Annotated in this window: 22 protein-coding genes; 9 read left to right on the forward strand and 13 right to left on the reverse strand. The window is 58.2% G+C overall.

What is annotated here, in order from left to right:
• Positions 1 to 7 precede the first annotated feature (7 nt).
• Both betB and betA read left to right on the forward strand, forming a co-directional pair.
• Positions 8 to 1,480: a betaine-aldehyde dehydrogenase gene (gene betB / locus FOT55_RS01330; RefSeq protein WP_025302110.1), complete on the forward strand. Its 1,473-nt coding sequence runs from the start codon at positions 8 to 10 to the stop codon at positions 1,478 to 1,480.
• 134 nt (positions 1,481 to 1,614) lie between these two features.
• On the forward strand, positions 1,615 to 3,282 hold the full coding sequence (gene betA, locus FOT55_RS01335) for a choline dehydrogenase (RefSeq protein WP_049295261.1): 1,668 nt from the start codon (positions 1,615 to 1,617) through the stop codon (positions 3,280 to 3,282).
• Positions 3,283 to 3,391: 109 nt separating this feature from the next.
• Here betA and FOT55_RS01340 read toward each other — a convergent pair whose 3' ends face one another.
• From FOT55_RS01340 to FOT55_RS01350, 3 genes are all read right to left on the reverse strand, one after another.
• A complete protein-coding gene (locus FOT55_RS01340) occupies positions 3,392 to 5,017 on the reverse strand; it encodes an FMN-binding glutamate synthase family protein (RefSeq protein ID WP_147822978.1) in 1,626 nt (541 codons plus the stop codon).
• Positions 5,018 to 5,203: 186 nt separating this feature from the next.
• A complete protein-coding gene (locus FOT55_RS01345; protein WP_004939094.1) occupies positions 5,204 to 5,794 on the reverse strand; it encodes a LuxR family transcriptional regulator in 591 nt (196 codons plus the stop codon).
• Between the two features lie 21 nt (positions 5,795 to 5,815).
• Positions 5,816 to 6,532 (reverse strand): EAL domain-containing protein, encoded by a 717-nt coding sequence (locus FOT55_RS01350; protein ID WP_016928483.1) that lies wholly within the window; start codon positions 6,530 to 6,532, stop codon positions 5,816 to 5,818.
• Between the two features lie 472 nt (positions 6,533 to 7,004).
• Between FOT55_RS01350 and FOT55_RS01355 the strand changes: the two genes are divergently transcribed.
• From FOT55_RS01355 to FOT55_RS01370, 4 genes are all read left to right on the forward strand, one after another.
• The gene (locus FOT55_RS01355; RefSeq protein WP_041034152.1) at positions 7,005 to 7,562 is read left to right on the forward strand and encodes a fimbrial protein; all 558 of its coding nucleotides are present in this window, start codon (positions 7,005 to 7,007) and stop codon (positions 7,560 to 7,562) included.
• Between the two features lie 81 nt (positions 7,563 to 7,643).
• Positions 7,644 to 8,372 carry a fimbrial biogenesis chaperone gene (locus FOT55_RS01360; RefSeq protein WP_147822979.1) on the forward strand — a complete coding sequence of 243 codons (729 nt, stop codon included), beginning with the start codon at positions 7,644 to 7,646 and terminating at the stop codon, positions 8,370 to 8,372.
• Positions 8,373 to 8,447: 75 nt separating this feature from the next.
• Complete coding sequence (locus FOT55_RS01365; protein ID WP_025302115.1) at positions 8,448 to 11,009, forward strand: fimbria/pilus outer membrane usher protein; 2,562 nt, start codon at positions 8,448 to 8,450, stop codon at positions 11,007 to 11,009.
• Complete coding sequence (locus FOT55_RS01370) at positions 11,006 to 12,043, forward strand: fimbrial protein (RefSeq protein WP_025302116.1); 1,038 nt, start codon at positions 11,006 to 11,008, stop codon at positions 12,041 to 12,043. The genes FOT55_RS01365 and FOT55_RS01370 overlap by 4 nt, the downstream gene beginning before the upstream one ends.
• A gap of 58 nt (positions 12,044 to 12,101) precedes the next feature.
• On the opposite strand, the gene FOT55_RS01375 is transcribed toward FOT55_RS01370, so the two are convergent.
• The 5 genes from FOT55_RS01375 to FOT55_RS01395 all read right to left on the reverse strand — a co-directional run bounded on the left by FOT55_RS01375 (position 12,102) and on the right by FOT55_RS01395 (position 17,831).
• A complete protein-coding gene (locus FOT55_RS01375) occupies positions 12,102 to 12,560 on the reverse strand; it encodes a helix-turn-helix domain-containing protein (RefSeq protein WP_025302117.1) in 459 nt (152 codons plus the stop codon).
• Positions 12,561 to 12,765: 205 nt separating this feature from the next.
• Complete coding sequence (gene mqo, locus FOT55_RS01380) at positions 12,766 to 14,346, reverse strand: malate dehydrogenase (quinone) (RefSeq protein WP_025302118.1); 1,581 nt, start codon at positions 14,344 to 14,346, stop codon at positions 12,766 to 12,768.
• A 461-nt stretch (positions 14,347 to 14,807) separates the two neighbouring features.
• On the reverse strand, positions 14,808 to 16,235 hold the full coding sequence (phoA, locus tag FOT55_RS01385; protein WP_060432724.1) for an alkaline phosphatase: 1,428 nt from the start codon (positions 16,233 to 16,235) through the stop codon (positions 14,808 to 14,810).
• A gap of 130 nt (positions 16,236 to 16,365) precedes the next feature.
• Positions 16,366 to 17,073, reverse strand: a complete 708-nt coding sequence (locus FOT55_RS01390) for a glutathione S-transferase N-terminal domain-containing protein (RefSeq protein WP_025302120.1) — start codon at positions 17,071 to 17,073, stop codon at positions 16,366 to 16,368.
• Positions 17,074 to 17,147: 74 nt separating this feature from the next.
• Positions 17,148 to 17,831: an ArsR/SmtB family transcription factor gene (locus tag FOT55_RS01395; protein WP_089195679.1), complete on the reverse strand. Its 684-nt coding sequence runs from the start codon at positions 17,829 to 17,831 to the stop codon at positions 17,148 to 17,150.
• 174 nt (positions 17,832 to 18,005) lie between these two features.
• On the opposite strand from FOT55_RS01395, the gene FOT55_RS01400 reads away from it, so the two are divergent.
• On the forward strand, positions 18,006 to 18,353 hold the full coding sequence (locus FOT55_RS01400; RefSeq protein ID WP_025302122.1) for an antibiotic biosynthesis monooxygenase family protein: 348 nt from the start codon (positions 18,006 to 18,008) through the stop codon (positions 18,351 to 18,353).
• Positions 18,354 to 18,384: 31 nt separating this feature from the next.
• Here the strand turns inward: FOT55_RS01400 and FOT55_RS01405 are convergent, their stop codons facing one another.
• Complete coding sequence (locus tag FOT55_RS01405; protein ID WP_089195680.1) at positions 18,385 to 19,116, reverse strand: isochorismatase family protein; 732 nt, start codon at positions 19,114 to 19,116, stop codon at positions 18,385 to 18,387.
• A gap of 132 nt (positions 19,117 to 19,248) precedes the next feature.
• On the opposite strand from FOT55_RS01405, the gene FOT55_RS01410 reads away from it, so the two are divergent.
• Together FOT55_RS01410 and FOT55_RS01415 are read left to right on the forward strand one after the other, a co-directional pair.
• The gene (locus FOT55_RS01410) at positions 19,249 to 20,145 is read left to right on the forward strand and encodes a LysR family transcriptional regulator (protein WP_049295265.1); all 897 of its coding nucleotides are present in this window, start codon (positions 19,249 to 19,251) and stop codon (positions 20,143 to 20,145) included.
• 169 nt (positions 20,146 to 20,314) lie between these two features.
• Positions 20,315 to 20,812 (forward strand): P-loop nucleotide/nucleoside kinase family protein, encoded by a 498-nt coding sequence (locus tag FOT55_RS01415; protein WP_147822980.1) that lies wholly within the window; start codon positions 20,315 to 20,317, stop codon positions 20,810 to 20,812.
• Between the two features lie 32 nt (positions 20,813 to 20,844).
• Here FOT55_RS01415 and FOT55_RS01420 read toward each other — a convergent pair whose 3' ends face one another.
• From FOT55_RS01420 to FOT55_RS01435, 4 genes are all read right to left on the reverse strand, one after another.
• A complete protein-coding gene (locus FOT55_RS01420; protein WP_049203428.1) occupies positions 20,845 to 21,351 on the reverse strand; it encodes a GNAT family N-acetyltransferase in 507 nt (168 codons plus the stop codon).
• Between the two features lie 62 nt (positions 21,352 to 21,413).
• Positions 21,414 to 21,671: a YjhX family toxin gene (locus FOT55_RS01425; RefSeq protein ID WP_004939031.1), complete on the reverse strand. Its 258-nt coding sequence runs from the start codon at positions 21,669 to 21,671 to the stop codon at positions 21,414 to 21,416.
• Between the two features lie 233 nt (positions 21,672 to 21,904).
• The gene (cynS, locus tag FOT55_RS01430; protein ID WP_049203430.1) at positions 21,905 to 22,375 is read right to left on the reverse strand and encodes a cyanase; all 471 of its coding nucleotides are present in this window, start codon (positions 22,373 to 22,375) and stop codon (positions 21,905 to 21,907) included.
• Positions 22,376 to 22,394: 19 nt separating this feature from the next.
• Complete coding sequence (locus FOT55_RS01435) at positions 22,395 to 23,048, reverse strand: carbonic anhydrase (protein ID WP_147822981.1); 654 nt, start codon at positions 23,046 to 23,048, stop codon at positions 22,395 to 22,397.
• Between the last annotated feature and the right edge of the window lie 21 nt (positions 23,049 to 23,069).

Consider the following 23,069-nt stretch of genomic DNA (forward strand, 5'->3'; position numbering starts at 1 on the left):
AGATCCTATGTCCCGTTTTGGCTTGCAGAAGCTCTATATTCATGGCGCCTATGTAGACAGCACCGCTGGAAAAACCTTCAACGCCATTAACCCGGCGAACGGCGAAGTTCTGGCTGAAGTCCAGTCCGCCGGCGCTGAAGACGTCGATCGTGCGGTGGCCAGCGCGGCCAGCGGGCAGAAGGTGTGGGCGGCGATGACGGCGATGGCGCGTTCGCGCATCCTGCGTCGCGCGGTGGATATTCTGCGCGAGCGCAACGATGAACTGGCGGCGCTGGAAACGCTGGATACCGGCAAAGCGATGTCGGAAACCACCGCGGTGGACATCGTCACCGGCGCCGACGTGCTGGAGTATTATGCCGGCCTGATCCCGGCCATTGAAGGCGAGCAGATCCCGCTGCGCGACACTTCGTTCGTTTACACCCGCCGCGAACCGCTGGGCGTGGTGGCCGGCATCGGCGCCTGGAACTACCCGATTCAAATCGCGCTGTGGAAGTCCGCGCCGGCGCTGGCGGCGGGCAACGCGATGATCTTCAAGCCGAGTGAAGTTACGTCGTTGACGGCGTTGAAGCTGGCGGAAATCTACACCGAAGCCGGCCTGCCGGACGGCGTATTCAACGTGGTGACCGGCAGCGGTGCGGAGGTGGGGCAGTACCTGACCGACCATCCGGGCATCGCCAAAGTCTCTTTCACCGGCGGGGTGAAAACCGGCAAGAAGGTGATGGCCAACGCGTCGGGTTCGACGCTGAAGGAAGTCACCATGGAGCTGGGCGGCAAGTCGCCGCTGATTATCTTCGACGACGCCGATCTGGATCGTGCCGCCGATATCGCCATGATGGCCAACTTCTACAGCTCCGGCCAGGTGTGCACCAACGGCACCCGCGTCTTTGTGCCGGCGGCGCTGCAGGCGCAGTTTGAGGCGAAGATCCTCGAACGCGTGAAGCGCATTCGCCTCGGCGATCCGACCGATCCGCAGACCAACTTCGGGCCGCTGGTCAGCTTCGCGCACATGGAGTCGGTGCTGCGCTTTATCGAAAGCGGTAAGAACAGCGGCGCGCGCCTGCTGTGCGGCGGCGAACGCGTCACCCATGGCGAATTCGGCAAGGGCGCTTATGTGGCGCCGACGGTATTCAGCGACTGCCGCGACGAGATGGAAATCGTGCGCGAGGAGATCTTCGGGCCGGTGATGAGCATTCTCAGCTACCAGAGTGAAGAGGAAGTGGTGCGCCGCGCCAACGACACCACCTTCGGCCTGGCCGCGGGCGTGGTGACCCACGATCTGGCCCGCGCACACCGCGTGATTCATCAGTTGGAAGCCGGCATTTGCTGGATCAACACCTGGGGCGAGTCGGCGGCGGAAATGCCGGTCGGCGGCTATAAGCAGTCCGGCGTCGGCCGCGAAAACGGCCTGACCACGCTGGAGCACTACACCCAGATCAAATCGGTGCAGGTCGAGCTGGGCGAATACGCCTCGGTATTCTGATCTTCCCGTCGCCTTTCGAGCCGCAGCCGCGTTGGCTGCGGCCGACACTCCTCGAGAGCCAAATACACCGCCTGCTGCGGATCAGCGCTTCGCGTTTTCGCATCGTGCAGGCCTATAAAGTAAGGAGATAATGAATGGAATTTGACTACATCATTATCGGTGCCGGTTCCGCCGGCAACGTGTTAGCCACCCGATTGACCGAGGACGCCGACGTCAGCGTGCTGCTGCTGGAAGCCGGCGGCCCGGATTACCGGATGGATTTCCGTACTCAGATGCCGGCTGCGCTGGCGTTTCCGCTGCAGGGCCGCCGCTATAACTGGGCGTATGAAACCGATCCTGAGCCGCACATGAACAACCGCCGGATGGAATGCGGCCGCGGCAAAGGGCTGGGCGGTTCGTCCCTGATCAACGGCATGTGTTATATTCGCGGCAACGCAATGGATTTCGACAACTGGGCCAAGGCGCCGGGTCTGGAAGACTGGACCTATCTGGACTGCCTGCCGTATTTCCGCAAGGCGGAAACGCGCGATATCGGCCCGAACGATTACCACGGCGGCGATGGCCCGGTGAGCGTCACCACGCCGAAGGCCGGTAACAACGAACTGTTCCACGCCATGGTGGAAGCCGGCGTGCAGGCGGGCTATCCGCGCACCGACGATCTGAACGGTTACCAGCAGGAAGGCTTCGGCCCGATGGATCGCACCGTGACCCCGAAAGGGCGCCGCGCTAGCACCGCCCGCGGTTATCTGGATCAGGCGCGTTCGCGGCCGAACCTGAAAATCGTCACCCATGCGCTTACCGACCATATCGTGTTCGACGGCAAGCGTGCGGTGGGCGTCAAGTATTTGCAGGGCGACAGCAATCAGCTGACTCACGCCACAGCGCGCCGCGAAGTGCTGCTGTGCGCCGGCGCCATCGCCTCGCCGCAAATTCTGCAGCGTTCGGGCGTCGGCCCGGCGGCGCTGCTGAAAAGCCTGGACATTAACGTGGTGCACGATCTGCCGGGCGTCGGAGAAAACCTGCAGGACCACCTGGAGATGTACCTGCAATACGCCTGCAAGAAACCGGTGTCGCTGTACCCGGCGTTGCAATGGTTTAACCAGCCGAAGATCGGTGCGGAGTGGCTGTTCAACGGCACAGGCGTCGGCGCCAGCAACCAGTTCGAGGCCGGCGGCTTCATCCGCAGCCGCGCAGAGTTCGCCTGGCCGAACATTCAGTATCACTTCCTGCCGGTGGCGATTAACTACAACGGCAGCAACGCGGTGAAAGAGCACGGCTTCCAGGCGCACGTCGGCTCGATGCGTTCGCCGAGCCGCGGCCGGGTACAGGTGAAATCGAAAGATCCTCGTCAGCACCCGAGCATTCTGTTCAACTACATGGCGACCGAACAGGATTGGCAGGAGTTCCGCGACGCTATTCGCATCACGCGCGAGATCATGGCGCAGCCGGCCCTGGACGAATACCGTGGCCGCGAGATAAGCCCAGGGCCGGACGTGCAGACCGATGAGCAGTTGGATGCCTTCGTGCGCGAGCATGCCGAAACCGCGTTCCACCCGTCCTGCTCGTGCAAGATGGGCGAGGATGAGATGGCAGTGGTCGACGGCCAGGGCCGGGTGCACGGCATGGAAGGATTGCGGGTGGTGGATGCGTCGATTATGCCGCTGATCATCACCGGCAACCTGAACGCCACCACCATCATGATCGCCGAGAAGATCGCCGATCGCATTCGCCAGCGTGCGCCGCTGCCGCGTAGCACCGCCGACTACTACGTCGCCGGCGATGCGCCGGTGCGCAAGCAGTAACCGACACGCCCTCTCGCCGTTGAGGGGGAGGGCCGCCGTAGCAAGCAACCCCTCTCCATATGCTCTTCCCCAAGGCGAGGGGGCAACTCTCTTTTTATCCCTTATCCCATCATGCCGCCGGCAGCGAGATCGCCTGATCGAAACTGTTGGGCGTCGCCATGCGCCACATGCGGGCGTAGAACTCGCTTTTGATCTCCGGCTGCAGCAGCGCGCCCGGCTCCAGGTAGTAATAGATATCGGCATACACCTTGATCTCGGTCGGCGTGATGCGGCGCAGCATATGGTGCGAGGTCAGCTGCTCCGGGCGGCTGACGCCGGCCGCCGCCAGCATGTCCGCCAGCGCTTTCACCGTATTTTGATGGAAGTGATAGACGCGCTCCGCCTTGTTCGGCACCACCAACGCCTTCTGACGCAGCGGATCTTGCGTCGCGACGCCGGTCGGGCAGTGGTTGGTGTGGCAGCTTTGCGACTGGATGCAGCCGACGGCGAACATAAAGCCGCGCGCCGAGTTCACCCAGTCGGCGCCGAGCACCAGCACGCTGGCGATGTCAAAGGCGCTGATGATCTTGCCGCTGGCGCCAATCTTGATTTGGTCGCGCAGGCCGCAGCCCACCAGCGTGTTATGCACGAACAGCAGCCCTTCGCGCAGCGGCATGCCCATATAGTTGGAGAGTTCGAGCGGCGCGGCGCCGGTGCCGCCTTCCTTGCCGTCCACCACGATAAAGTCCGGCAGAATGCGGGTGTGCAGCATCGCCTTGACGATGGCGACGAACTCCCACGGGTGGCCGATGCACAGCTTGAAACCGACCGGTTTGCCACCTGACAGCTCGCGCAGCTGTTGGATGAACTGCATCATTTCCAGCGGGGTGGTGAAGGCGCTGTGCGAGGCCGGCGAGATGCAATCCATGCCTTCCGGCACGCCGCGGGTGGCGGCGATTTCCGCATCCACCTTCTTCGCCGGCAGAATGCCGCCGTGGCCGGGTTTAGCGCCCTGGCTGAGCTTGATTTCAATCATTTTCACCTGCGGGCTTTGCGCCTGTTCGGCAAAGCGGCGCGGATCGAAATGGCCGTCGGCGGTGCGGCAGCCGAAATAGCCGCTGCCCAGCTCCCACACCAGATCGCCGTTGTTTTCGCGGTGATAGCGGCTGATGCTGCCCTCGCCGGTGTCGTGGTAGAAGTTGCCTTTGGCCGCGCCGAGGTTGAGCGCGCGGATGGCGTTGGCGGAGAGCGCGCCGAAGCTCATCGCCGAAATGTTGAAGATTGACGCGGAGTAGGGCTGGCGGCAGTCGGCGCCGCCGATGGTGACGCGAAAACTGGTCGGATCGACGGCTTCCACCGGCCGCATGGAATGGCCGATGCACTCATAGCCGGTTTGGTACACATCTAGCAGGGTGCCGAACGGCTTGTCGCCCATCTCGTTTTTCGCCCGGCGATACACCAGCGTGCGCTGGGTGCGCGAAAACGGGATTTCTTCATTGTCCTGCTCGAGGAAATACTGGCGCAGTTCCGGGCGGATGAACTCGAAGAAGAAGCGCAAGCGGCCGATGATCGGGTAGTTGCGGCAAATGGCGTGGCGTTGCTGCGTGAGATCGTAGATACCCAGCACCATCAGGCAACCGCAGGCCAGGGCCGGCAGCCAGAACCACGGATGATTGTGCATCATGATCAAGAAAACCAGGGTGAGCAAGATGCTCAGCACAAAGCAGGTATAGCGGCTGAATAAGGACGACTTCATAACATCTCCTGATGTTTATTTTAATCCACACGACATGACTCACGGATAATCCGTGTGCAAATCGTAACCAACAGGAGGGGATGTTGTGTGTCTGTTGCTGCTTTGTCGCCAGTTGTTACATTAATTTAACGTGACGGAAGGGGGAGCGGGTTGCCGCGCGGCGAACCGCGCAACAAGCCTGGGTATTTATTTGCCGGCGACGAAGATGGTGCTCATGCTGCGCAGCCGCAGTTTTTTCATCGCGCTGTATTTCTGCGAGAAGATGGTTTTCGGGTGCGTGCCGCGCTTTTCCGCAATGTGCAGCAGGCTGTCGCCACGCAGCAGGTTGAAGATCACGTCGCTTTCCGCCGGACTGAGCTCGCGGGTTTTCTGCACCCGGATACCGCCCGGTTCCTTGCTTTCCAGCAGCCGCTGGATTTTTTCCTGCAGCGAATAAAGCGGAATGCGGGTGGAGACCAACTCGACGGAAATCCCCAGGATCGACAACAGTTTCACTACCCGCTCGTCGTCATAAAACACCAGCAGGCGCGTCTTGCTGTTGTACTGCTGATGCAGGGACACCAGGCTTTCGATCACGTTGACGCTCTGTTCCAGGTTTTGCGAGGTGAAAATCAGCGCAATATCGTGCTTGGTGATCTTCTCTGCTTTGGCGCCGCCGTGCATGAAATCGGAAAACAGGCGGATATCGTACGCGCCGTAGTGTTTCTTTAGCAGCACCGACAGGCCAACATAGCTGTACTTACACTCACTAATCACAAGAACGTTGTTTTTAGACATAGGGCAAACACCAATACCGAGTTAAAAGTATTCAGCTGTAAGAAGCGAGTTCAAATCCTTGATGCTGGATTCCTTCCACAGCTTTCCCTGCAGTGCGTAATATGGCATTTCATCCAGCCATTTCTTGTGTTCGGGAGTTTCAACTCCTTCGATAATTACCTTGTAATGATTAAGGTAAAAAAAGCGCAGTAACGCGCGCATCAAGCCCTCGCCGCCGGACTTTTTCATGAAGTCCCAAAGCAGAAAACGGTCGAGCTTAACGAAGCGGAACTGGCTGTTGTACAACGCGGAAAAACCCGCATAGCCAGAACCAAAATCATCGAGCCAAAATGAATAACTATTCAATGACGGATCGCCGTGCACGCGATCTTTCACCAGCCGGGTTGAATTCTCGCTGATCTCAAAATGAATACAGCGCAGGGCATTAATTCTTTCGGCAAAGTGAGTATTCGCCAGCGATTGCAGGGAATAATCGTCAACATTCAAAGTGGCTATCACTTGGTTTTCATGAAACCAGTGTTTGTATTTATCGATCAGATTGATCTGATCCATCAAAATCTCAATCCGGGTTGCGCTGTCGGCGTGACGAAAGAACTGTTCAGGAGAAAAATGGGCGTATTCGCTATTAAACGTAAAGCGAGACAGACATTCAACGGCCAGCAATTGTCCCGATTTCGCGAACATTGGCTGAAAAACATAATTAATGCCGTTATTTTTCTCTCTGAAAGAACCGCTCATTTCCCAATCCTTGGATTGATATTTAACTTGTTGATTTTAAATGCTTAAAAAGAAAGTTACTCCAGGTTTATTGGTAAATTTCTTATTTAAAACGTCAGAATGGCCGAAGCGTGTCGACAGACCATTTAACGCGTAATTCGTGCCAAATTCCAAACGTCGCAATCTGTTACTAAATGTAAATATTTGGGATAATATTCTGATTTTCAGGCCTTAATGCAAAATCTTGAACTCTGCAGCTTTCCCAAACACAGATTATTCCTATTCATATGAATCGTCAACATCGATCGATAGGTATCCGCCGATAGTTTATTCCTATCAAGAGGGGCCTTATGAATGTTTTAAACGATTTAACATTAAGAATATGCTTAGTCTATATTTCGTCCGGCAATGGATTCATCGGGCTTCATTCCTGACAAGGAGTAGCATCGCTGAATGTACTTTATAAGCGTATTAATTCATCGAGAGTCTAAATATGAAAATCTCTAAACTGTCTGCTGTATTGGCATTGGCTGTAAGCACTGCTGCTATTTCTTCTTTCTCTGCTCAAGCTGCTGACGGGACTATTACTTTCAACGGTAAAGTGACTGACCAAACTTGTACTATCAGCACCCCAGGTGGTAAAGATTTCACCGTAACTCTGCCAACTGTTTCTGCTTCTACTCTGGCAACTCAGAGCGCAACTGCTGGCCGTACTCCGTTCGCGATCAACCTGACCAAATGCTCTAAAGGCCAGGTAGCTACTTATTTCGAACCGGGCGCTACTGTTGATTTCAATACTGGCCGTCTGAACAACCAGGCGCAGACTGATGCTGCAACTAACGTGCAGATCCAGCTTCTGGGCAGCAACAACCAATTCCTGCCTATCCTGGCTGCTGGTGCTAATGGTGCGCAGAATAACTCCCAGTGGGTTACCGTTGCTAACGAAGGCGACTCTGCTGACCTGAACTACTACGCTGAATATTACGCTACCAACGCTGCCGGCGCTGGTGATGTGACTTCTAGCGTTCAGTACACCATCATTTACCAGTAAGTAATATTTCTTTAAGTAATATTCTTATTCGGGTGGGGGAGTTATGCCCCCACCGTTTTCCCTTACCGTAGCGATAAGATAATGAAGAACTCATTTAAAAAATACAGCATATTGCTGAGCGCCATGCTTTTCAGTAGCAGCGTTTTTTCCAGTGTCATTATTAACGGTACTCGTATTATTTATCCGGGAAAGCAACGGGAAGTTACCGTCCAATTATCAAATAATGGTGCTTCACCGGCACTTATTCAGTCTTGGATTGATGAAGGCGACGCAAAAACCACACCAGAAAACAGCAAAGCGCCATTTATCGTTTCACCGCCAATCAGCCGTGTTGAACCGGCTACCGGCCAAGCGCTGCGCGTTTCATTGACCACGGCGAGTTTGCCGCAAGACAAAGAATCCTTGTTTTGGTTGAACGTACTGGAGATCCCGCCAGCACCAACCGGGGCAAACAATGGCGCACCTGAAAACTTTTTACAGGTGGCATTCCGTACCCGCGTAAAACTGCTGTATCGGCCGACCGGTCTGGCGGGAGAAGCGAATGATGCGCCGGAAAAACTGCAGTGGCGCTTCAGCGCTGGGGGCGTCAGCGTGAAAAACCCAACGCCGTACTATGTGTCATTTACCGAGATTAATGCTGTCGTGAACCAAAAACGTGTGCCGTTGGCCCCGCACGGCGACATGCTGGCACCCGGACAGGAAAAGACATTGTCGTTCTCCGGCGACAGCGCGCGCATTGCTGACATTGCCTACACCACTATTAATGATTTTGGCGGACGCGTGTCCCGTACTAAGAATAAGCAAAAGTAACTCTTGGAACAGAGCCTCAGGCCCAGAGCAATTTATTTCAGAGGGCGAGCTTAATTTGGTAAAGGAATGCTTTATATGAAAGAGTTACCTATCTCTGCAGCTGTTAAAATGGCGCTGTCCAATTATAAATCGATTCTGCTGTTAACCGGTAGCGCGCTCTGTCTGGCGGCCCCTGCGACGTCTTGGGCGGAGGGGGTTGCCGATAGCAAAAAGCCGGCAGCACCGGTTGAAGCGACTTTTAACAGCAGCTTCCTGATTGGGGAAGCGCAGGGCGTGGATCTTTCACGCTTCCGTGATGGTAACCCGATCTTGGCGGGAAAATATTCGCTCGACGTGTATGTGAACGGCGAGTGGAAAGGCAAAAAAAGTATCGACTTTAAAAACGTGCCGGGGAAAAACAGCGCCGATACCTGTTTTAGCTTACTGTCGTTGGATGAGTTCGGTGTGGATACCGCCACAATGAGCGGGGATCCTGCCGTTAATACCGAGACGTGCAAAACGCTGACTCAATGGGTACCGGAAGCCTATTACCGCTTGGACACCAGTACGCTGCGCATGGATATCAGCATCCCTCAGGCGGCACTGCGCCGCAGCGCTCGCGGTTATGTCGATCCGCGCTTCTGGGATCGCGGTATTACCGCCGGCAGCCTGTCGTATAATTTCAATGCGTTCAATACCCACAGCTCTGCCAACGGCAGCAACTCCGATTCAACTAATGCATATTTAACGTTGAATGCCGGGTTAAACGTGGCGGGTTGGCAGCTGCGTCACGATTCCAACGTGAACTGGCGTTCTAACGACAGCACCCATTGGCAAAACACCGCGACTTACGCGCAGCGGGCAATGCCGTCTATCCGCGGCATGCTGACGTTGGGCGACAGTTACACCAGCGGTGATTTCTTCAACTCCATCGGTTTTCGCGGCGTGCAGATCGCCACGGACGATCGCATGCTGCCTGATTCATTGAACGGGTATGCGCCGGTTGTGCGTGGGGTCGCGCAAAGCAACGCCCTGGTGGAAGTACGTCAGAATAACCAGCTGATCTACCAAACTACCGTCGCTCCGGGCGAGTTCATCATCAACGATCTCTACCCTACGGGTTACGGCGGCGATCTGAATGTCACCATTAACGAGGCCGACGGCAGCAAACGCCAGTTCAGCGTTCCCTATGCTTCGGTAGCGCAGATGCTTCGTCCAGGTATTCAGCGTTATGCCATCACTGCGGGTCGAGTACGCGATGATAATTTAAGCAAGGAACCCGACATGTTCCAGGCGACTTATCAGCGCGGTTTTACCAACATTCTTACGGGATACACAGGCGGGATCGTCAGCGATGGCTATGGTGCAGTGCTGGTGGGCAGCGCGGTCGCGACACCGGTTGGCGCATTTGCGCTGGACGTCACGCAGTCCAATACCCGCTTGAAGCAGGGCGACCAATCAGGCCAGAGCTATAAGCTCAGCTATAGCAAGTTGATGACCGAAACCAACACCAACTTCACGATCGCTGCTTATCGCTATTCGACTTCCGGCTACCTCTCTTTGCAGGATGCCGTTTACTCCCGTGACAATGAGCGCAAGGGTTTAAGCGCAGATGCGGTTAACCGCCAGCGTAGCGAATACCAGCTGACGCTGAACCAAGGGCTGGGCGACAATTACGGTTCCTTGTACATCACCGGTTCGGTACGCGACTACTGGAACCGTGGCGGGAGCACCAAGCAGTACCAGGTGGGCTATAACAACTATTATGGTCGCGTGACCTATGGCCTTTCCGCCATGCGCACCTCGGATATGTATAACCGAGATGAGACTCGTTATTACCTGACACTGTCGATTCCATTCAGCGTCGGTTCGCAAACCCTGAGCCTGAACAGTTCACTGGGCTACACCGACAACGGTTACGACAGCAGCCGTGTGGGCATGAATGGTTCAACCGGCGAAGACAACAACATCAGCTATAGCGCTACCTTAGCCAACGATCGTTCAGGCGGCACCAACAGCAGCGTGAGCGGTGAATACCGTAGCCGTTTCGCCACGATGAACGGGTCCTACAGCTATGGTAAAGATTACCGTCAGTCGTCGATCGGTGCATCGGGCAGCGTGGTTGCCCATAGCGGCGGCGTCACGCTGACACCGCAACGCGGACAGACCATGGTGCTGGTGGAAGCGCCAGACGCCGCTGGCGCGATTGTGACCAACTCGCCAGGCGTTCGTATCGATGACAACGGTTATGCTGTGGTTCCTTATGTTGCACCATATCGCATGACGAGCGTAACGCTCGATCCGAGCGGCATGTCACGCGATGTTGAATTGGAAAGCAGCAGCCAACAGGTTGCGCCATATGCCGGCGCGGTTGCCCGGTTGGAATTCAAAACAACGAAAGGCCAGGCATTGATCATTCATGCGCTCGGCCCTGATGGCAACGCGCTGCCGTTTGGCGCTGAAGTGCTGGATACCCGTAATCAGGTGGTCGGCATTGTTGGGCAGGGCAGTCGCATCTACTTGCGTACCGAAGCTAAGAAAGGTTTGTTGCAGATTAAGTGGGGCACACAGCCAACGCAGCAGTGCTCTGTCAGCTATAGCGCCAAGGCGCAAAGCAATAATCCTGACTACGAAATTATTGAAGCGAGTTGCAAATGATAAAGTTTACGCGTGTTCCACCGCTGAATAAAGCGCCAGCGAAATGCCTGATGCTGCTCGGACTGCTGATGGCGGGCGGCCAGAGCGCTTACGCCGCCTGTTACGTTAATAATGGTTACAAGGCGCAGGTGATCAACATGAAGCTTGGGCGCGTGCTGGTTACGCCAAGCAGCCAGGTTGGAGACACCTTGGTCACCGGTCAGTTCGCGATTAACCCGGTCTCCGGTTATGGTCGTTGTTATAACGGCGGTAGCGCGATTGGGCAGATCCTCCAGGGCAGCCGGACGAGCTTCAGCAATGTATGGAGCACCAATATTCCAGGTATCGGGATTCGTTTATACCGTGAAGCGGGGACAATAAGTACTTATTATCCCCACACGTTGGCATTACGGGGTAATACAACCGTCAACCTGAATGGCGGTTACTTTAAGATCGACATTGTGAAAACCGCCGCGCAAACCGGCACCGGCCAACTGGTCCCAGGCAAGTACACGACTTACTATATGGATGGTTCCGGTCAGGGGTTGCCGATGCTGGAATCGATCGTCGATGCCAACAGCCTGACGATCGTGACGTCGACTTGCAACGTGGACAGCGGTTCCAAGAACAAGGTGGTTAATCTGGATACTGTCACTGCAGCCTCGTTTGGCGGCGTAGGTTCAACGCAGGGTGAAAAAGCATTTGATATCAATATCAATTGCGTTGGCGGCGTTGGTGAGGATCTGTTGCCAGGCAGTGCGGGACAAGGGATCGTCAATGTGCGTTTTGACTATACGCAGGATGCTTCCAATGCACCTGGGGTGATCAAATCCGAGCCTGGCGCCAACACAGCATCCGGTGTTGCCGTCCAGCTGTTGACCGGCAATACGACCCAGCCGATCAAAAATGGCGATGCGGTCAATGCCGGACGTACCATTCCCAACCAGGCCAATACCTTAACGCTGCCGCTGAAGGCACGCTACTATCGCACCGGTTCGACGATTAAAGGCGGCAATATCAAGTCGACCGCCACCTTTACCATCGAGTACAACTAAGTCGCGTTCCGACGAAAAAGCCAATGGGTTTTATCCATTGGCTTTTTTGCGTTATCGATTAACGCAGCCCCATCCAGCTGGTGCAAACGCCTTCCGGCGGTTTGCCGGCGTACCAGCGTGGCAGCGTGGGGGCATCATGGTGCGATTCAGCCTGCGCCTCTATCGGCTGTGCCGGCCACTCCGCAACATCCCAGCGGGTGGTACGGCGATACACCGCCGGGGTTTTACCGAACTGTTTCTTGAAGGCGCGTGAGAACGAAGGCTGAGAATCGAAATGGTATTGCAGGGCGATATCCAGGATCGGACGCGGGGTGGAGCGCAGCGCCTGCGCCGCCTGCGACAGGCGCCGCTCGCGGATATAGCTGCCGAGTGCGTGGCCGGTGGTGCTGCGGAACATGCGCTGCAGGTGCCATTTGGAGTAGCCCGACTTGGCGGCGACGTTATCCAGCAGCAGCGGTTGGTCCAGATGAGTTTCAATCCAGTCTAGTAAATCGTGAATGATATTGACGCGATCCATGGTTTTAGTTCTCCCGCAAAAACGACATTCAGGTCACAGTGACTTAGCTTAATTATCCAAGAATATACTTTGATAATAGGCGTGAGTGCGCCGTTACGCAAGGGTAAACCGGGGGTAAAAAGGTGGCCAAAAATGCTCTTTGAACGGCAGGGGGATAAAAGAAAGGCCGCATAAAGCGGCCTTATCAGTAGGAAGCGATGGAAAATCAGTTAGTTTCCGGTTTCACTTCAATGTAGTTCAGACCCAGCACGCTGCTGGTGTAACCGCGGATCTTGTTGGTCATCTCGATATCGCCGTTCAGCTTGTGGCCGTAAGACGGGATGATCTCTTTCAGCTTGCTCTGCCATTCCGGCGTCGCCACTTTGTCTTTGAACACGGTTTCCATCAGATGCAGCATGATCGGCGCAGCGGTAGAAGCGCCCGGCGAAGCACCCAGCAGAGCGGCGATGCTGCCGTCTTCAGAGCTGACGACTTCGGTGCCGAACTGCAGCACGCCGCCTTTATCCGCGTCTTTCTTGATGATCTGTACGCGCTGGCCTGCGGTCCACAGCTTCCAGTCTGCCTGCTTGGCGTCCGGGAAGTACTCTTTCAACGCGGCGAAGCGATCGTCGTCGTTCATCATCAGCTGGCCGACCAGGTATTTCACCAGATCGAAGTTATCCAGACCGACGTGGGTCATCGGCATCAGGTTCGAGGTGCTCAGCGAGTGCATCAGATCGAACAGCGAACCGTTCTTCAGGAACTTGCTGGAGAAGGTGGCGAACGGCCCGAACAGCAGCACGCGCTTGCCGTCCAGCATGCGGGTATCCAGGTGCGGCACGGACATCGGCGGCGAACCTACGCTGGCCAGGCCATACACTTTGGCCAGGTGCTGGTTGGCGATCGCCGGGTTGGTAGTGACCAGGAACTGGCCGCCGACCGGGAAGCCGCCGTAGCCGTCGGCTTCTGGGATGCCGGATTTCTGCAGCAGGGTCAGGGACGCGCCGCCTGCGCCGATGAACACGAACTTGGCGTTAACGGTGGTTTCTTTACCGTCGCGGTTCAGATCGGCAACGGTCACGCTCCAGGTTTGGTCGGCGTTGCGCTTAATGTCGCGCACTTCGTGGCTCAGGTTCAGCTTGAACTTGTCGCTGGCGCTCAGCGCGTCAACCAACTGGTGGGTGATCACGCCGAAGTTGACGTCGGTACCCAGCGGCATGCGGGTCGCGGCGATTTTCTGCGCCGGATCGCGGCCGTTCATCACCAGCGGCGCCCACTGCTTGATTTGCGCAGGGTCTTCGGAATATTCCATGCCGCGGAACAGGGTGCTGTGCTGCAGCGCCGCGTAGCGTTTACGCAGGAAGTTGACGTTGTCGTCACCCCACACGAAGCTCATGTGCGGCACGCTGTTAATGAAGGATTTCGGATCTTTCAGGACAGCGTTTTTCACCTGATAAGACCAGAATTGGCGAGAGATTTCGAAAGACTCGTTGACCTTCACCGCCTTGCTGATGTCGATGGTGCCATCGGCTTTTTCCGGCGTGTAGTTCATTTCGCTAAAGGCGGAGTGGCCGGTACCGGCGTTGTTCCAGCCGTTGGAGCTCTCTTCCGCCACGCCGTTCATGCGCTCGTACATGTCGATGGTCCAGGTCGGCTCCAGCTCATGCAGATAGGTACCCAAAGTGGCGCTCATGATGCCGCCGCCGATCAACACCACGTCGACGGTTTTATTCTTCTCTTCAGCCGCCGCCTGCTGCGTAACGCTAAACAGGCTGAGACTGAAAATCAGGACGAGTAATTTTCTCATTGAATTAAATCTCTTGTGTGTAAATTCTACTCATTGCAGGTGAAAGAATTTAGCGGGAGTTACCCTGGAAAATAATGAAGCCGACCGCCCGGCGTGAGCCGATAGGCAGCGATAATGCCTTTTTGTTAATAGGGTATTTAACGAAAAGTGAACTATTGCAGGCCGTCCGGATGCAAATTGATCGGTTCACGTTACTGGCGGGGTATTATTGTTTGCGAGAATGTTAAAAACTACTTTTGTAACTAAAAAAAATGAATATAAGCAAAAATAGGGCGGTTGCTGTCGCAGGAATAAACAGAGAGGGAAGAAAGGCCGTATAACCGCGTTATTTTAAGGGGTTAATTGTCACGCAATTAAACGTTATTTCGTTATCACACAATAATTGCGGTTAAATTGCAAATACCTATCGGTAACCAATCATAAATGGCCGCCGTTGCGAGCGGCCATCGTTCAGCTGGCGGTTACTTGATGCCCATCGCATCGCGCATGGTGAAGAACAGATCGGTCTGATCGGTCAATCCCACCACGTTGGCGGCGTGCGGGCCGTAGGCCGCGACGCGCAACTGAGTGCCGGTATGCCCCTGCGACTCTTCTTCCGAGTTGCCGTAGCTGAGGGTCATCGGTGCGCCGTCTTTGGTGGTCAGTATCTGGGTCAGGCCCGGCGCTTTGGCGTTGGCGGCGACGATCTGGCTGGAGTGCGCGTGGTCGGCGGTGACGATCACCAGCGTGTTGCCGTCGGCGCGGGCGAAGGCCAGCGCTTTTTGCACCGCTTCGTCCAGATCGACGGTTTCACCAATCTGCCCGCACGGATTGGCGGCGTGATCCTGCTTATCGATCGACGCCCCCTCGACCTGCAGGAAGAAGCCGTTCGGGTTGTCTTTCAGCAGCGCGATCGCTTTGTCGGTCATCGCCGCCAGCGTTGGCGTGGCCGCGGTGCGCGCCGGGTTGTTTTCGCAGGTTACCGCCGGCTTGTCGAGGTTGCCGTGATAGCTGGCTTTCGGCCCCAGCCAGCGCACCGGCATGTTGCCGTCGGCGAACAGGCCCAGCAGCGGTTTTTGCTGATTGGCCAGGGTAACGGCCTGCAGTTCATCTGCGTTGCTCACCCACTGATAACCCTGTGCCGCCGCCTGGTCCTTCAGCGATTTTCCTTGCCATTCGCCGCTTTTCGCCAGCTGGTTGAAGGACTTCGCACCGCCTCCCAGCGTGACGTCGGCACGGGTTTTCAGCAGTTGCTCGGTGATCGAGCCGCGGCCGCCGTTTTCCAGCGCGTTAGCGGCACATTTCTCGCTGGTTTCTTCCGGGCCGTAGCATTTGCGCGAGGTGACGTGCGACACCAGCGCCGCCGGCGTGGCGTCCTGCAGTTCGGCGGTGGAGACGTTGCCGGTGGCCTTGCCGGCCGCCTTGGCGATCTCCAGCAGCGTTGGCTGGTCTTTGCCGTTCACGTCCACGCCGAGCGCACCGTTATAGGTTTTCACCCCGGTGGCCCAGGCGGTGGCCGAGGCGGCGGAGTCGGTCACGTAATCCGGCTTGTGGGTTTTCTTGTCCAGCGAGTAGTGGGTGTATTGCCCGGTCAGCGGCAGGGCGTCGATGCCCTTGAAGTAACCGCCTGCGCCTTCAGCGTAGTTGCGCGCGGCGGTGATCTCGGAATCCCCCATGCCGTCGCCGATCAGCAGGATCACGTTTTTCACCGTTTTGTCCGACAGCGACGCTTTCAGCGCGGCGGTCTGATCGCCGGCCAGGCGACGGGCGCCGCCCGGCTCGGTGAGGGTGCCGCGCGCGGCGCGCTCGGTCAGGCCATCGGCATTGGCCGAGGTTTCCGCCGCGATGGCGGAGGAACAGAGCAGGGCGGACAGCACGGCGCCGGCGATCAGGGATACAGCAGGTTGCATGGGTAAGCTCCTTGTCGTAATACAACAATGTAAATAACATCAAATTGTTACGAAAGGAGAGTAGAGCAGGGGGATGACAATTTTATGACAATGAAAGACGGGACGGTCCGATGGCCATCCCGTGTGACGATCAGGCCGCGCGCGCCGGGATAGCGAGCCCACGCTGCACCGCCGGCCGCGCTAAACCGCGCTCCAGCCACTGCGCGACGCGCGGGAAGCTGTCGAACTCCACCAGATCGCGCGCCTCATAGAAGCCGATCAGGTTGCGCACCCAGCCCAGCAGCGAGATATCGGCGATGGTGTAGTCTGCGCCCATGATCCAGTCACGGCCCTCCAGGCGCGTTTCCAACACACCAAGCAGGCGTTTCGATTCGTTTTTGTAACGCTCCAGCGGCCGCTTGTCTTCATATTCGCGCCCGGCGAATTTATGGAAGAAACCGAGCTGGCCGAACATCGGGCCGACGGCGGCCATCTGGAAGAACACCCACTGAATGGTTTCATAACGCTGGGCTGGATCCTGCGGCAGGAAGCGGCCGCTCTTTTCCGCCAGGTAGAGCAGAATGGCGCCGGATTCGAACAGCGGCAGCGGCCGGCCGCCGGGGCCGTCGGGATCGATGATCGCCGGGATCTTGCCGTTCGGATTCAGCGCCAGGAATTCCGGCGTCCAGGTTTCGTTGTTGCCGATGTCGATTAGGTGCGCTTCATAAGGCAGGCCGATCTCTTCCAGCATGATGGAGACTTTGACGCCGTTCGGCGTCGGCAGAGAGTAGAGCTGCAGCCATTCCGGATGCTGAGCCGGCCAGCGTTTGACGATCGGGAATTGGGTGGAATCGAGCATGGGAACTCCTCGGGTTGGCGGGGTCGCTTAAGCGTACCCCTAGAGTATTGCAGTAAAACTACCCTGTCGCCGGGTTACACCGTGAGGTCAAAATGTGCGGCCAGCGCTTTTTTACCGGCGGGGGTCAGCTGCAGCTCGCGGCTGTCGAGCCGGCGAAGGATCCAGCCGCGTTGGATAAAGGCGGCCAACAGCGCGGCGCCCAGCGCGCCGCCGAGGTGAGATCGGCGCTCGCTCCAGTCCAGACAGCCGCAGGCGAAACGGCGGCGAGTGGGCGCGGGGGAGCAATCGACGCCCAGCCGCGTCAGCGCGGTCTGACCGGCGTCGCTTAATCGGTAGTCTTCTTCACCGGTCAGCCAGTTCAGCGCATGCAGCCGATCGTGCAGCTTCACCGCCACCTCGCCCGCCATATGGTCGTAGCAGGTGCGGGCATATTGCAGCGTGGTGGGCGTGCTGCTTTTCACCGACGGGCGCGGTACGCCCGCCAGCGCCATCAAGCCTTCCAGCGCGTCGGCCACCGGCTGACCGGCCAGCCGGAAATAGCGGTAGCGCCCCTGTTTGACGCAGGCGATCAGCCGCTGCTCCAGCAGTTTCGCCAGATGCGCGCTGGCGGTGGACGGGGCGACCTCGACCGCCGCGCTGAGCTCGGTGGCGGTGTAGGCGCGCCCGTCCATCAACAGGCACAGCATGCGCGCCCGGGTGCGGTCGGCGATGGCGGCGCTCAGCGCCGCTAAACGATCTTCAATGTCGATGTTATGCATACTTCGAGGTTAGACGAAGTATGGCTGCGCGTCCATCGTTAGTCTGTGGTTATCGCACTCTGGTGCTGTGCGTCCGTGTCCGCTTGATATTGATGAGCGGGCGTTGGAATCGGTGCGGTGGCGCCATTCTTACCATGCGTGCGTACCGGAATTTTACCGTGAGAGGAGACGATAATGATCGCCGTGATTTTTGAACTGCAGGCTGCCGACGGGCAGCGCGATACCTATCTGGCGCTGGCGGCGGAGCTGAAGCCGCTGTTGGCGCAGATCGACGGATTCATTTCCATCGAGCGCTTTCAAAGCCTGGCCGATCCCGCGCGCCTGCTGTCGCTCTCTTTCTGGCGCGACGAGGCGGCGGTGCAGCAGTGGCGCAATCTCGAGCAGCATCGCGCGGCACAGGCGCGCGGCCGTGGCGAGGTGCTGGCGCAGTATCGGCTGCGGGTGGCGGAGGTGGTGCGGGATTACGGGCTGGAGAGACGCGACCAGGCGCCGCAGGATAGCCGTTGCTATCACCGCACCTGAAAAAAGCCCGCTGACGGCGGGCTTTCGTCCGCTATTTCGCTTCGCTGCCCACCTTCATCGCTCCGGCGTAGCTGGCGCCCATTCCCCAGGCGGCGCCGTGGTCGCGGGCGATCTGCAATACGCCCCCCGCCGTGGCCTTGCGGCTCCAGTCCTGCTGCCATTCCAGCATCAACGCCACCCAGTTGATAGGGGTGGCGCCCGCCTGTATCAGGCGCTGCATGGCGTTGTTTTGGCTATCTGGCGTAATGTCGCCGGTGACGTCCGACAGAATATAAACCTCATACCCCTCGCCCAGGGCTGACAGCGCCGGCAGCATCACGCAGCTGGCGGTCCACAGCCCGCCGATGATGATTTTCTTGCGGCCGGATTGTTTAATCAGATCCACCACGCGCCGATCCTGCCAGACGTTGATGGCGGTGCGATCGTACACCTGCAGGTCCGGGCGTGCCTGCGTCACTTGCTGGAATACCGGCCCGGCGAAGCTTTTGGCGTTGGCCGAGGCCAGAATGGTCGGCACGTTGAACACCTTGGCGGCCTTGGCGATGCCGGCGGCGTTATTCACCAGATTGGTTTGATCGATAGAGGAAATGGTCATGCCGAACATGTCCTGCAGATCGACCAGCAGCAACAGGCTGTTGTCGGCGGTCAGCGGTTGCACATAACCCGCCTGGCGGCTATCGGCGGCGGGGGATTGCGCCAGCGCGGCGACGGGGGCGGCGGCGGCGCTCAGGCCGAGCATCAGGGCGATTAGGGTCTTTTTCATTATTAACTCCATGATTATCAGTAGATTAAATTCACTTCCCACTCAGGGAAGCGGTTGAATGAAGTCTACTGAGGTTGTTGAGGTTAATAATCTGTGTTTTATTGAATTTATAATTAACCAATAGGACATAATATGGACGTGCTACTGACGATGCGCGCCTTTCGCCGCGTGGTTGAGCGCAACAGTTTCTATAAGGCGGCGGAGGATCTGGCGATCACGCCGGCGGCGTTGAGCAAGCAGATTAAGCAGTTGGAGAGCCGATTGGGTACGTTGTTGCTGGTGCGCACCACCCGCAGCATGAGCCTGACCGAAGCCGGGCAGCTCTATTACCAGGAAGCCTGCCGGTTGCTTGGCGAGTTCGACGCGCTGGAGCAGACGGTTGCCGCCAGCGCGCAGCAGGTCTCCGGCACGCTGCGGGTCAATGCGCCGCTCTCGTTCGGCCTGACGGTGCTGTCGCCGCTGCTGCCGCCGTTTATGCAACGCTACCCGCAGCTGCAGGTGGAACTGACGCTGGACGACAGGGTATTGGACGTAGTGGCGGCCGGTTTCGATATTTCCTTGCGCATTCGCCGACGGCTGCCGGATTCTTCCCTCAGCGCCCGGGCGCTGGGTGACGTGCACCAGCGAATTTGCGCCGCGCCCGGCTATTTGGCGCAGCACGGCGTGCCGCAAACGCCTAATGAATTGCCGCGGCACAGCTGTCTGGCCTATTCCCTGGCAGAAAAGCCGGGGCAGTGGCAGTTCACCGCCGGCGAGGAGAGCCTGAGCGTGACGTTCACTCCCCGGCTGATCGCCAACAACAGCCTGATGCTGCGGGATATGCTGGTGGCGGGACTGGGCATCGGTTCGCTGCCGTCGTTTGTGGCGGATCCCGAGATCGCCGCCGGCAGACTGGTGCGGCTGTTCCCTGAACAGATTGCCGACGTGCATCAGGTCTTCGCGGTTTACCCGACGCGCCGGCATGTGCAGCAGAAAGTGAGTTTATTCACCGAGTTTGTGCGAGAACAGGGATTGATGACGGCGAATTGACAACGGTGCACGGTTGTCATATTCATTAGCTATGAAAAAATCCTACCGCTCATTCGCGCTAATTATTATCACCCGTCTCCAAAGGGTGGGATAGCGCGTGTGTCGCCAATAAAAACCCGCCGGCAGGCGGGTTTTTATTATCCCCTTCCGGCAACGACCGGAGAACGTCATGCAAACCTACCCTGCAGTTTTACACCTGATGTGCGGCAAGGCCGGCGCAGGCAAATCGACGCTGGCGCAGCGTTTGGCGCAGCGGCCGCAAACGCTGTTGCTGGTCGAAGATGCATGGCTGGCGACGCTGTATGAACAGGAAATGGCCAGCCTGCAAGACTATGCGCGCTGTTCCGAACGGTTACGGCGGGCGCTGGGCGGGCACCTTTTTCAGCTGCTGCGCGGCGGTTGGTCCGTGGCGCTCGATTTTCCGATGAATACGCCGGACAGGCGGCGCTGGGCCAAAGCGTTGGCGGAGGAGGCCGGCGTCGCACACTGCCTGCACTTTCTCGATGTCAGCCATGCGCAGTGCCTGAGCAGGATAACGCTGAGAAATGCGCGCGGCGAGCACCCGTTTACACTGAGCGAAGCGGAGTTTGAGCGCCTGGCGCAGTACTTTGTTCCCCCGGCGGAAGAGGAAGGGATGACTATCTTGCGTTATGGCGAACAGGACTGAAAACCGGCGCCATGACGGCGCCGGCAACAGGGTTAGGCTTCGGCGTTAAACGCGTTGTGGAAGGTGACCTCCGCGCACGGCAGCGCGCCCTGGAAGGCGATGGCGCGGAAGTAGTCTTGCGGCACGCCCGGCAGGGCCAGCGCGCACTGCGCCTGGAAGCCGAAACGGCCGTAATAGTTCGGATCGCCCAGCACTACGCAGCCTGCGGCGCCGCGTTCCTGCAGCTCGGCCAGCAGCCGGCGGATCAGCCGGCTACCGATCCCCTGGCTCTGATAGGCCGGCAGCACCGACACCGGCGCCAGCCCGTACCACCCGGCGGCGCCGTTGCTGAGCACGATCGGCGAGACGGACGCGTGCCCGATCGGTGTGCCATTGTGCTCGGCGACCAGCGACAGGGTGAGAGCGCCTGCCGCGCGCAGCGCGCTGACGATAAACTGCTCGGTGTGGCTGCTGTGCTCGGCATGCAGGAACGCGGCGGCGGTCAGGGTGGCGATGGCGCCGACGTCGGCCGGCGTTTCGTGGCGTAACGTGATGTTCATGGTTGTATCCTGATTAAATAAGGCTGTGCCGACCGGGCTGCCTGCCCGGCCGGTATCGATGATTAACGGTTATCCAGCTGCGCCCGCACGGCCTTGAGCCCGGCGAAGGTGACGCGATAAGGGCGCCCCTGGCGAGAGAGGATCAGGCGTTTGGTTTTGAGCTTGGTGAAGACGGCCAGCGAGCAGTCGGCCAGGCCGAGCCCTTCGCGGGTGTAGCATTCGACGTGGGTGACGCGACCGGCGTCGTTGCGGGTGAAGGCGATATAGCCGCCTTTGGCCAACACGTGCAGCACGCGTTGTTCCGCTTTGGAAATGTTCATGTTGGGAGATCCTGTAATAACCCCAGATACGCGCATCCCCGCGCAAACGCGCGTCGGATACGTCAGAGTCCCTCGCCATACGGCAAGGAAGCGACTATCGGGTGGTTACAATCTCCAACATACAGGCCTCGGGCAGTGAAAAACGCCAGGGCGGCGTTTAAGCGCAGTTAATGTAGCCAATGGCAGGTTGGCTGTCAATTTGCCGGCAGCGCGGGCCGCCGGCGAAAGGCCAATTAGAAAGGCTTGGTTGGCAGGTATTTGCCGTCCAGGGTGATCACCGCGCGTTCACCACCTTCGGGATCGGCGACCTTCTTGATATCCAGCTTGAAGTTGATGGCGCTGATGATGCCGTCGCCAAACTGCTCGTGCACCAGCGCTTTCAGCGTGGAACCGTAAACCTGCAGCATTTCATAGAAGCGATAAATGGTCGGATCGGTTGGCACGCCGCCGGGAATGCTGCCGCGCAGCGGGATGGTTTGCAGCAGCAGCACCGCTTCTTCGTCCAGCCCCAGCTTGGCCGCTACCGTGCGCGCCGCCGGTTCCGGCAGCGCATGCTGCCCCAGCAGGGCGGCGGTGACAAACGCCAGGCTGAGACCGGTGCCCTCGGCCAGCGCTTCGAACGTCAGATTATGGCGGATCTTGGCGGCCATGATGGTGTCGGTGAGCGCTTCGCGCGGGGCGGTGTTGTGCAGAGAGTGTGTCATGTTGACTCCTTTTGTGGGCTTAAAAACGGGCGATCGCCGGGGTGGCGGTCACCTCGGGATGGGTGGCGAGCGGCACGAAGCGGCGGGTTTCGCCGTCCAGCGCCTCGATAGCGCCGCTGGCGATGTCATAGACCCAGCCGTGCAGCGCCAGGCGGCCCTGATCCAGCGCCAGGGCGACGGAAGGGTGCGTTTTGATGTTGTTGAGCTGGGCGATGACGTTTTCGCGCACCATCGATGCGACCCGGGCTGCGTCGGAGGTGTGCGGATAAGCCTGGTTGACCGCCTTGGCGGAATCGGCGTAACGCAGCCAGCCGGCGACCGTCGGCAGGTGATCCAGACACTGGCAGGTGGCGATGGCGGTCATCGCGCCGCAGTCGGAATGGCCGCAGATCACGATGTCTTCTACGCCCAGCGCAGCGACGGCGTACTCGACCGAGGCGGTCACCCCGCCGGGTTCGGGGCCAAAAGAAGGCACGATGTTACCGGCGTTGCGGATCACGAACAGATCGCCCGGCTCGCGCTGGGTGACCAGCTCCGGCACCAGGCGGCTGTCGGAACATGAGATAAACAGGGTGCGCGGGTTTTGGCGGGTCGCCAACTGCTGAAACAGCGCCGTGCGTTCAACAAAGGCTTCGCGCTGGAACTTCAGGAAGCCTTCAATCACCTCTTTCATCCGTTTCTCCATTGGGTGTCG

Source organism: Serratia bockelmannii, from assembly GCF_008011855.1.
Taxonomy (GTDB): Bacteria; Pseudomonadota; Gammaproteobacteria; order Enterobacterales; family Enterobacteriaceae; genus Serratia; species Serratia bockelmannii.

Bases quoted from the DNA above. Each gene is read 5' to 3' on its own strand.
- betB (WP_025302110.1), top strand. From the start codon at position 8: ATGTCCCGTTTTGGCTTGCAGAAGCTCTATATTCATGGCGCCTATGTA.
- betA (WP_049295261.1), top strand. From the start codon at position 1,615: ATGGAATTTGACTACATCATTATCGGTGCCGGTTCCGCCGGCAACGTG.
- FOT55_RS01340 (WP_147822978.1), bottom strand. From the start codon at position 5,017: ATGAAGTCGTCCTTATTCAGCCGCTATACCTGCTTTGTGCTGAGCATC.
- FOT55_RS01345 (WP_004939094.1), bottom strand. From the start codon at position 5,794: ATGTCTAAAAACAACGTTCTTGTGATTAGTGAGTGTAAGTACAGCTAT.
- FOT55_RS01350 (WP_016928483.1), bottom strand. From the start codon at position 6,532: ATGAGCGGTTCTTTCAGAGAGAAAAATAACGGCATTAATTATGTTTTT.
- FOT55_RS01355 (WP_041034152.1), top strand. From the start codon at position 7,005: ATGAAAATCTCTAAACTGTCTGCTGTATTGGCATTGGCTGTAAGCACT.
- FOT55_RS01360 (WP_147822979.1), top strand. From the start codon at position 7,644: ATGAAGAACTCATTTAAAAAATACAGCATATTGCTGAGCGCCATGCTT.
- FOT55_RS01365 (WP_025302115.1), top strand. From the start codon at position 8,448: ATGAAAGAGTTACCTATCTCTGCAGCTGTTAAAATGGCGCTGTCCAAT.
- FOT55_RS01370 (WP_025302116.1), top strand. From the start codon at position 11,006: ATGATAAAGTTTACGCGTGTTCCACCGCTGAATAAAGCGCCAGCGAAA.
- FOT55_RS01375 (WP_025302117.1), bottom strand. From the start codon at position 12,560: ATGGATCGCGTCAATATCATTCACGATTTACTAGACTGGATTGAAACT.
- mqo (WP_025302118.1), bottom strand. From the start codon at position 14,346: ATGAGAAAATTACTCGTCCTGATTTTCAGTCTCAGCCTGTTTAGCGTT.
- phoA (WP_060432724.1), bottom strand. From the start codon at position 16,235: ATGCAACCTGCTGTATCCCTGATCGCCGGCGCCGTGCTGTCCGCCCTG.
- FOT55_RS01390 (WP_025302120.1), bottom strand. From the start codon at position 17,073: ATGCTCGATTCCACCCAATTCCCGATCGTCAAACGCTGGCCGGCTCAG.
- FOT55_RS01395 (WP_089195679.1), bottom strand. From the start codon at position 17,831: ATGCATAACATCGACATTGAAGATCGTTTAGCGGCGCTGAGCGCCGCC.
- FOT55_RS01400 (WP_025302122.1), top strand. From the start codon at position 18,006: ATGATCGCCGTGATTTTTGAACTGCAGGCTGCCGACGGGCAGCGCGAT.
- FOT55_RS01405 (WP_089195680.1), bottom strand. From the start codon at position 19,116: ATGAAAAAGACCCTAATCGCCCTGATGCTCGGCCTGAGCGCCGCCGCC.
- FOT55_RS01410 (WP_049295265.1), top strand. From the start codon at position 19,249: ATGGACGTGCTACTGACGATGCGCGCCTTTCGCCGCGTGGTTGAGCGC.
- FOT55_RS01415 (WP_147822980.1), top strand. From the start codon at position 20,315: ATGCAAACCTACCCTGCAGTTTTACACCTGATGTGCGGCAAGGCCGGC.
- FOT55_RS01420 (WP_049203428.1), bottom strand. From the start codon at position 21,351: ATGAACATCACGTTACGCCACGAAACGCCGGCCGACGTCGGCGCCATC.
- FOT55_RS01425 (WP_004939031.1), bottom strand. From the start codon at position 21,671: ATGAACATTTCCAAAGCGGAACAACGCGTGCTGCACGTGTTGGCCAAA.
- cynS (WP_049203430.1), bottom strand. From the start codon at position 22,375: ATGACACACTCTCTGCACAACACCGCCCCGCGCGAAGCGCTCACCGAC.
- FOT55_RS01435 (WP_147822981.1), bottom strand. From the start codon at position 23,048: ATGAAAGAGGTGATTGAAGGCTTCCTGAAGTTCCAGCGCGAAGCCTTT.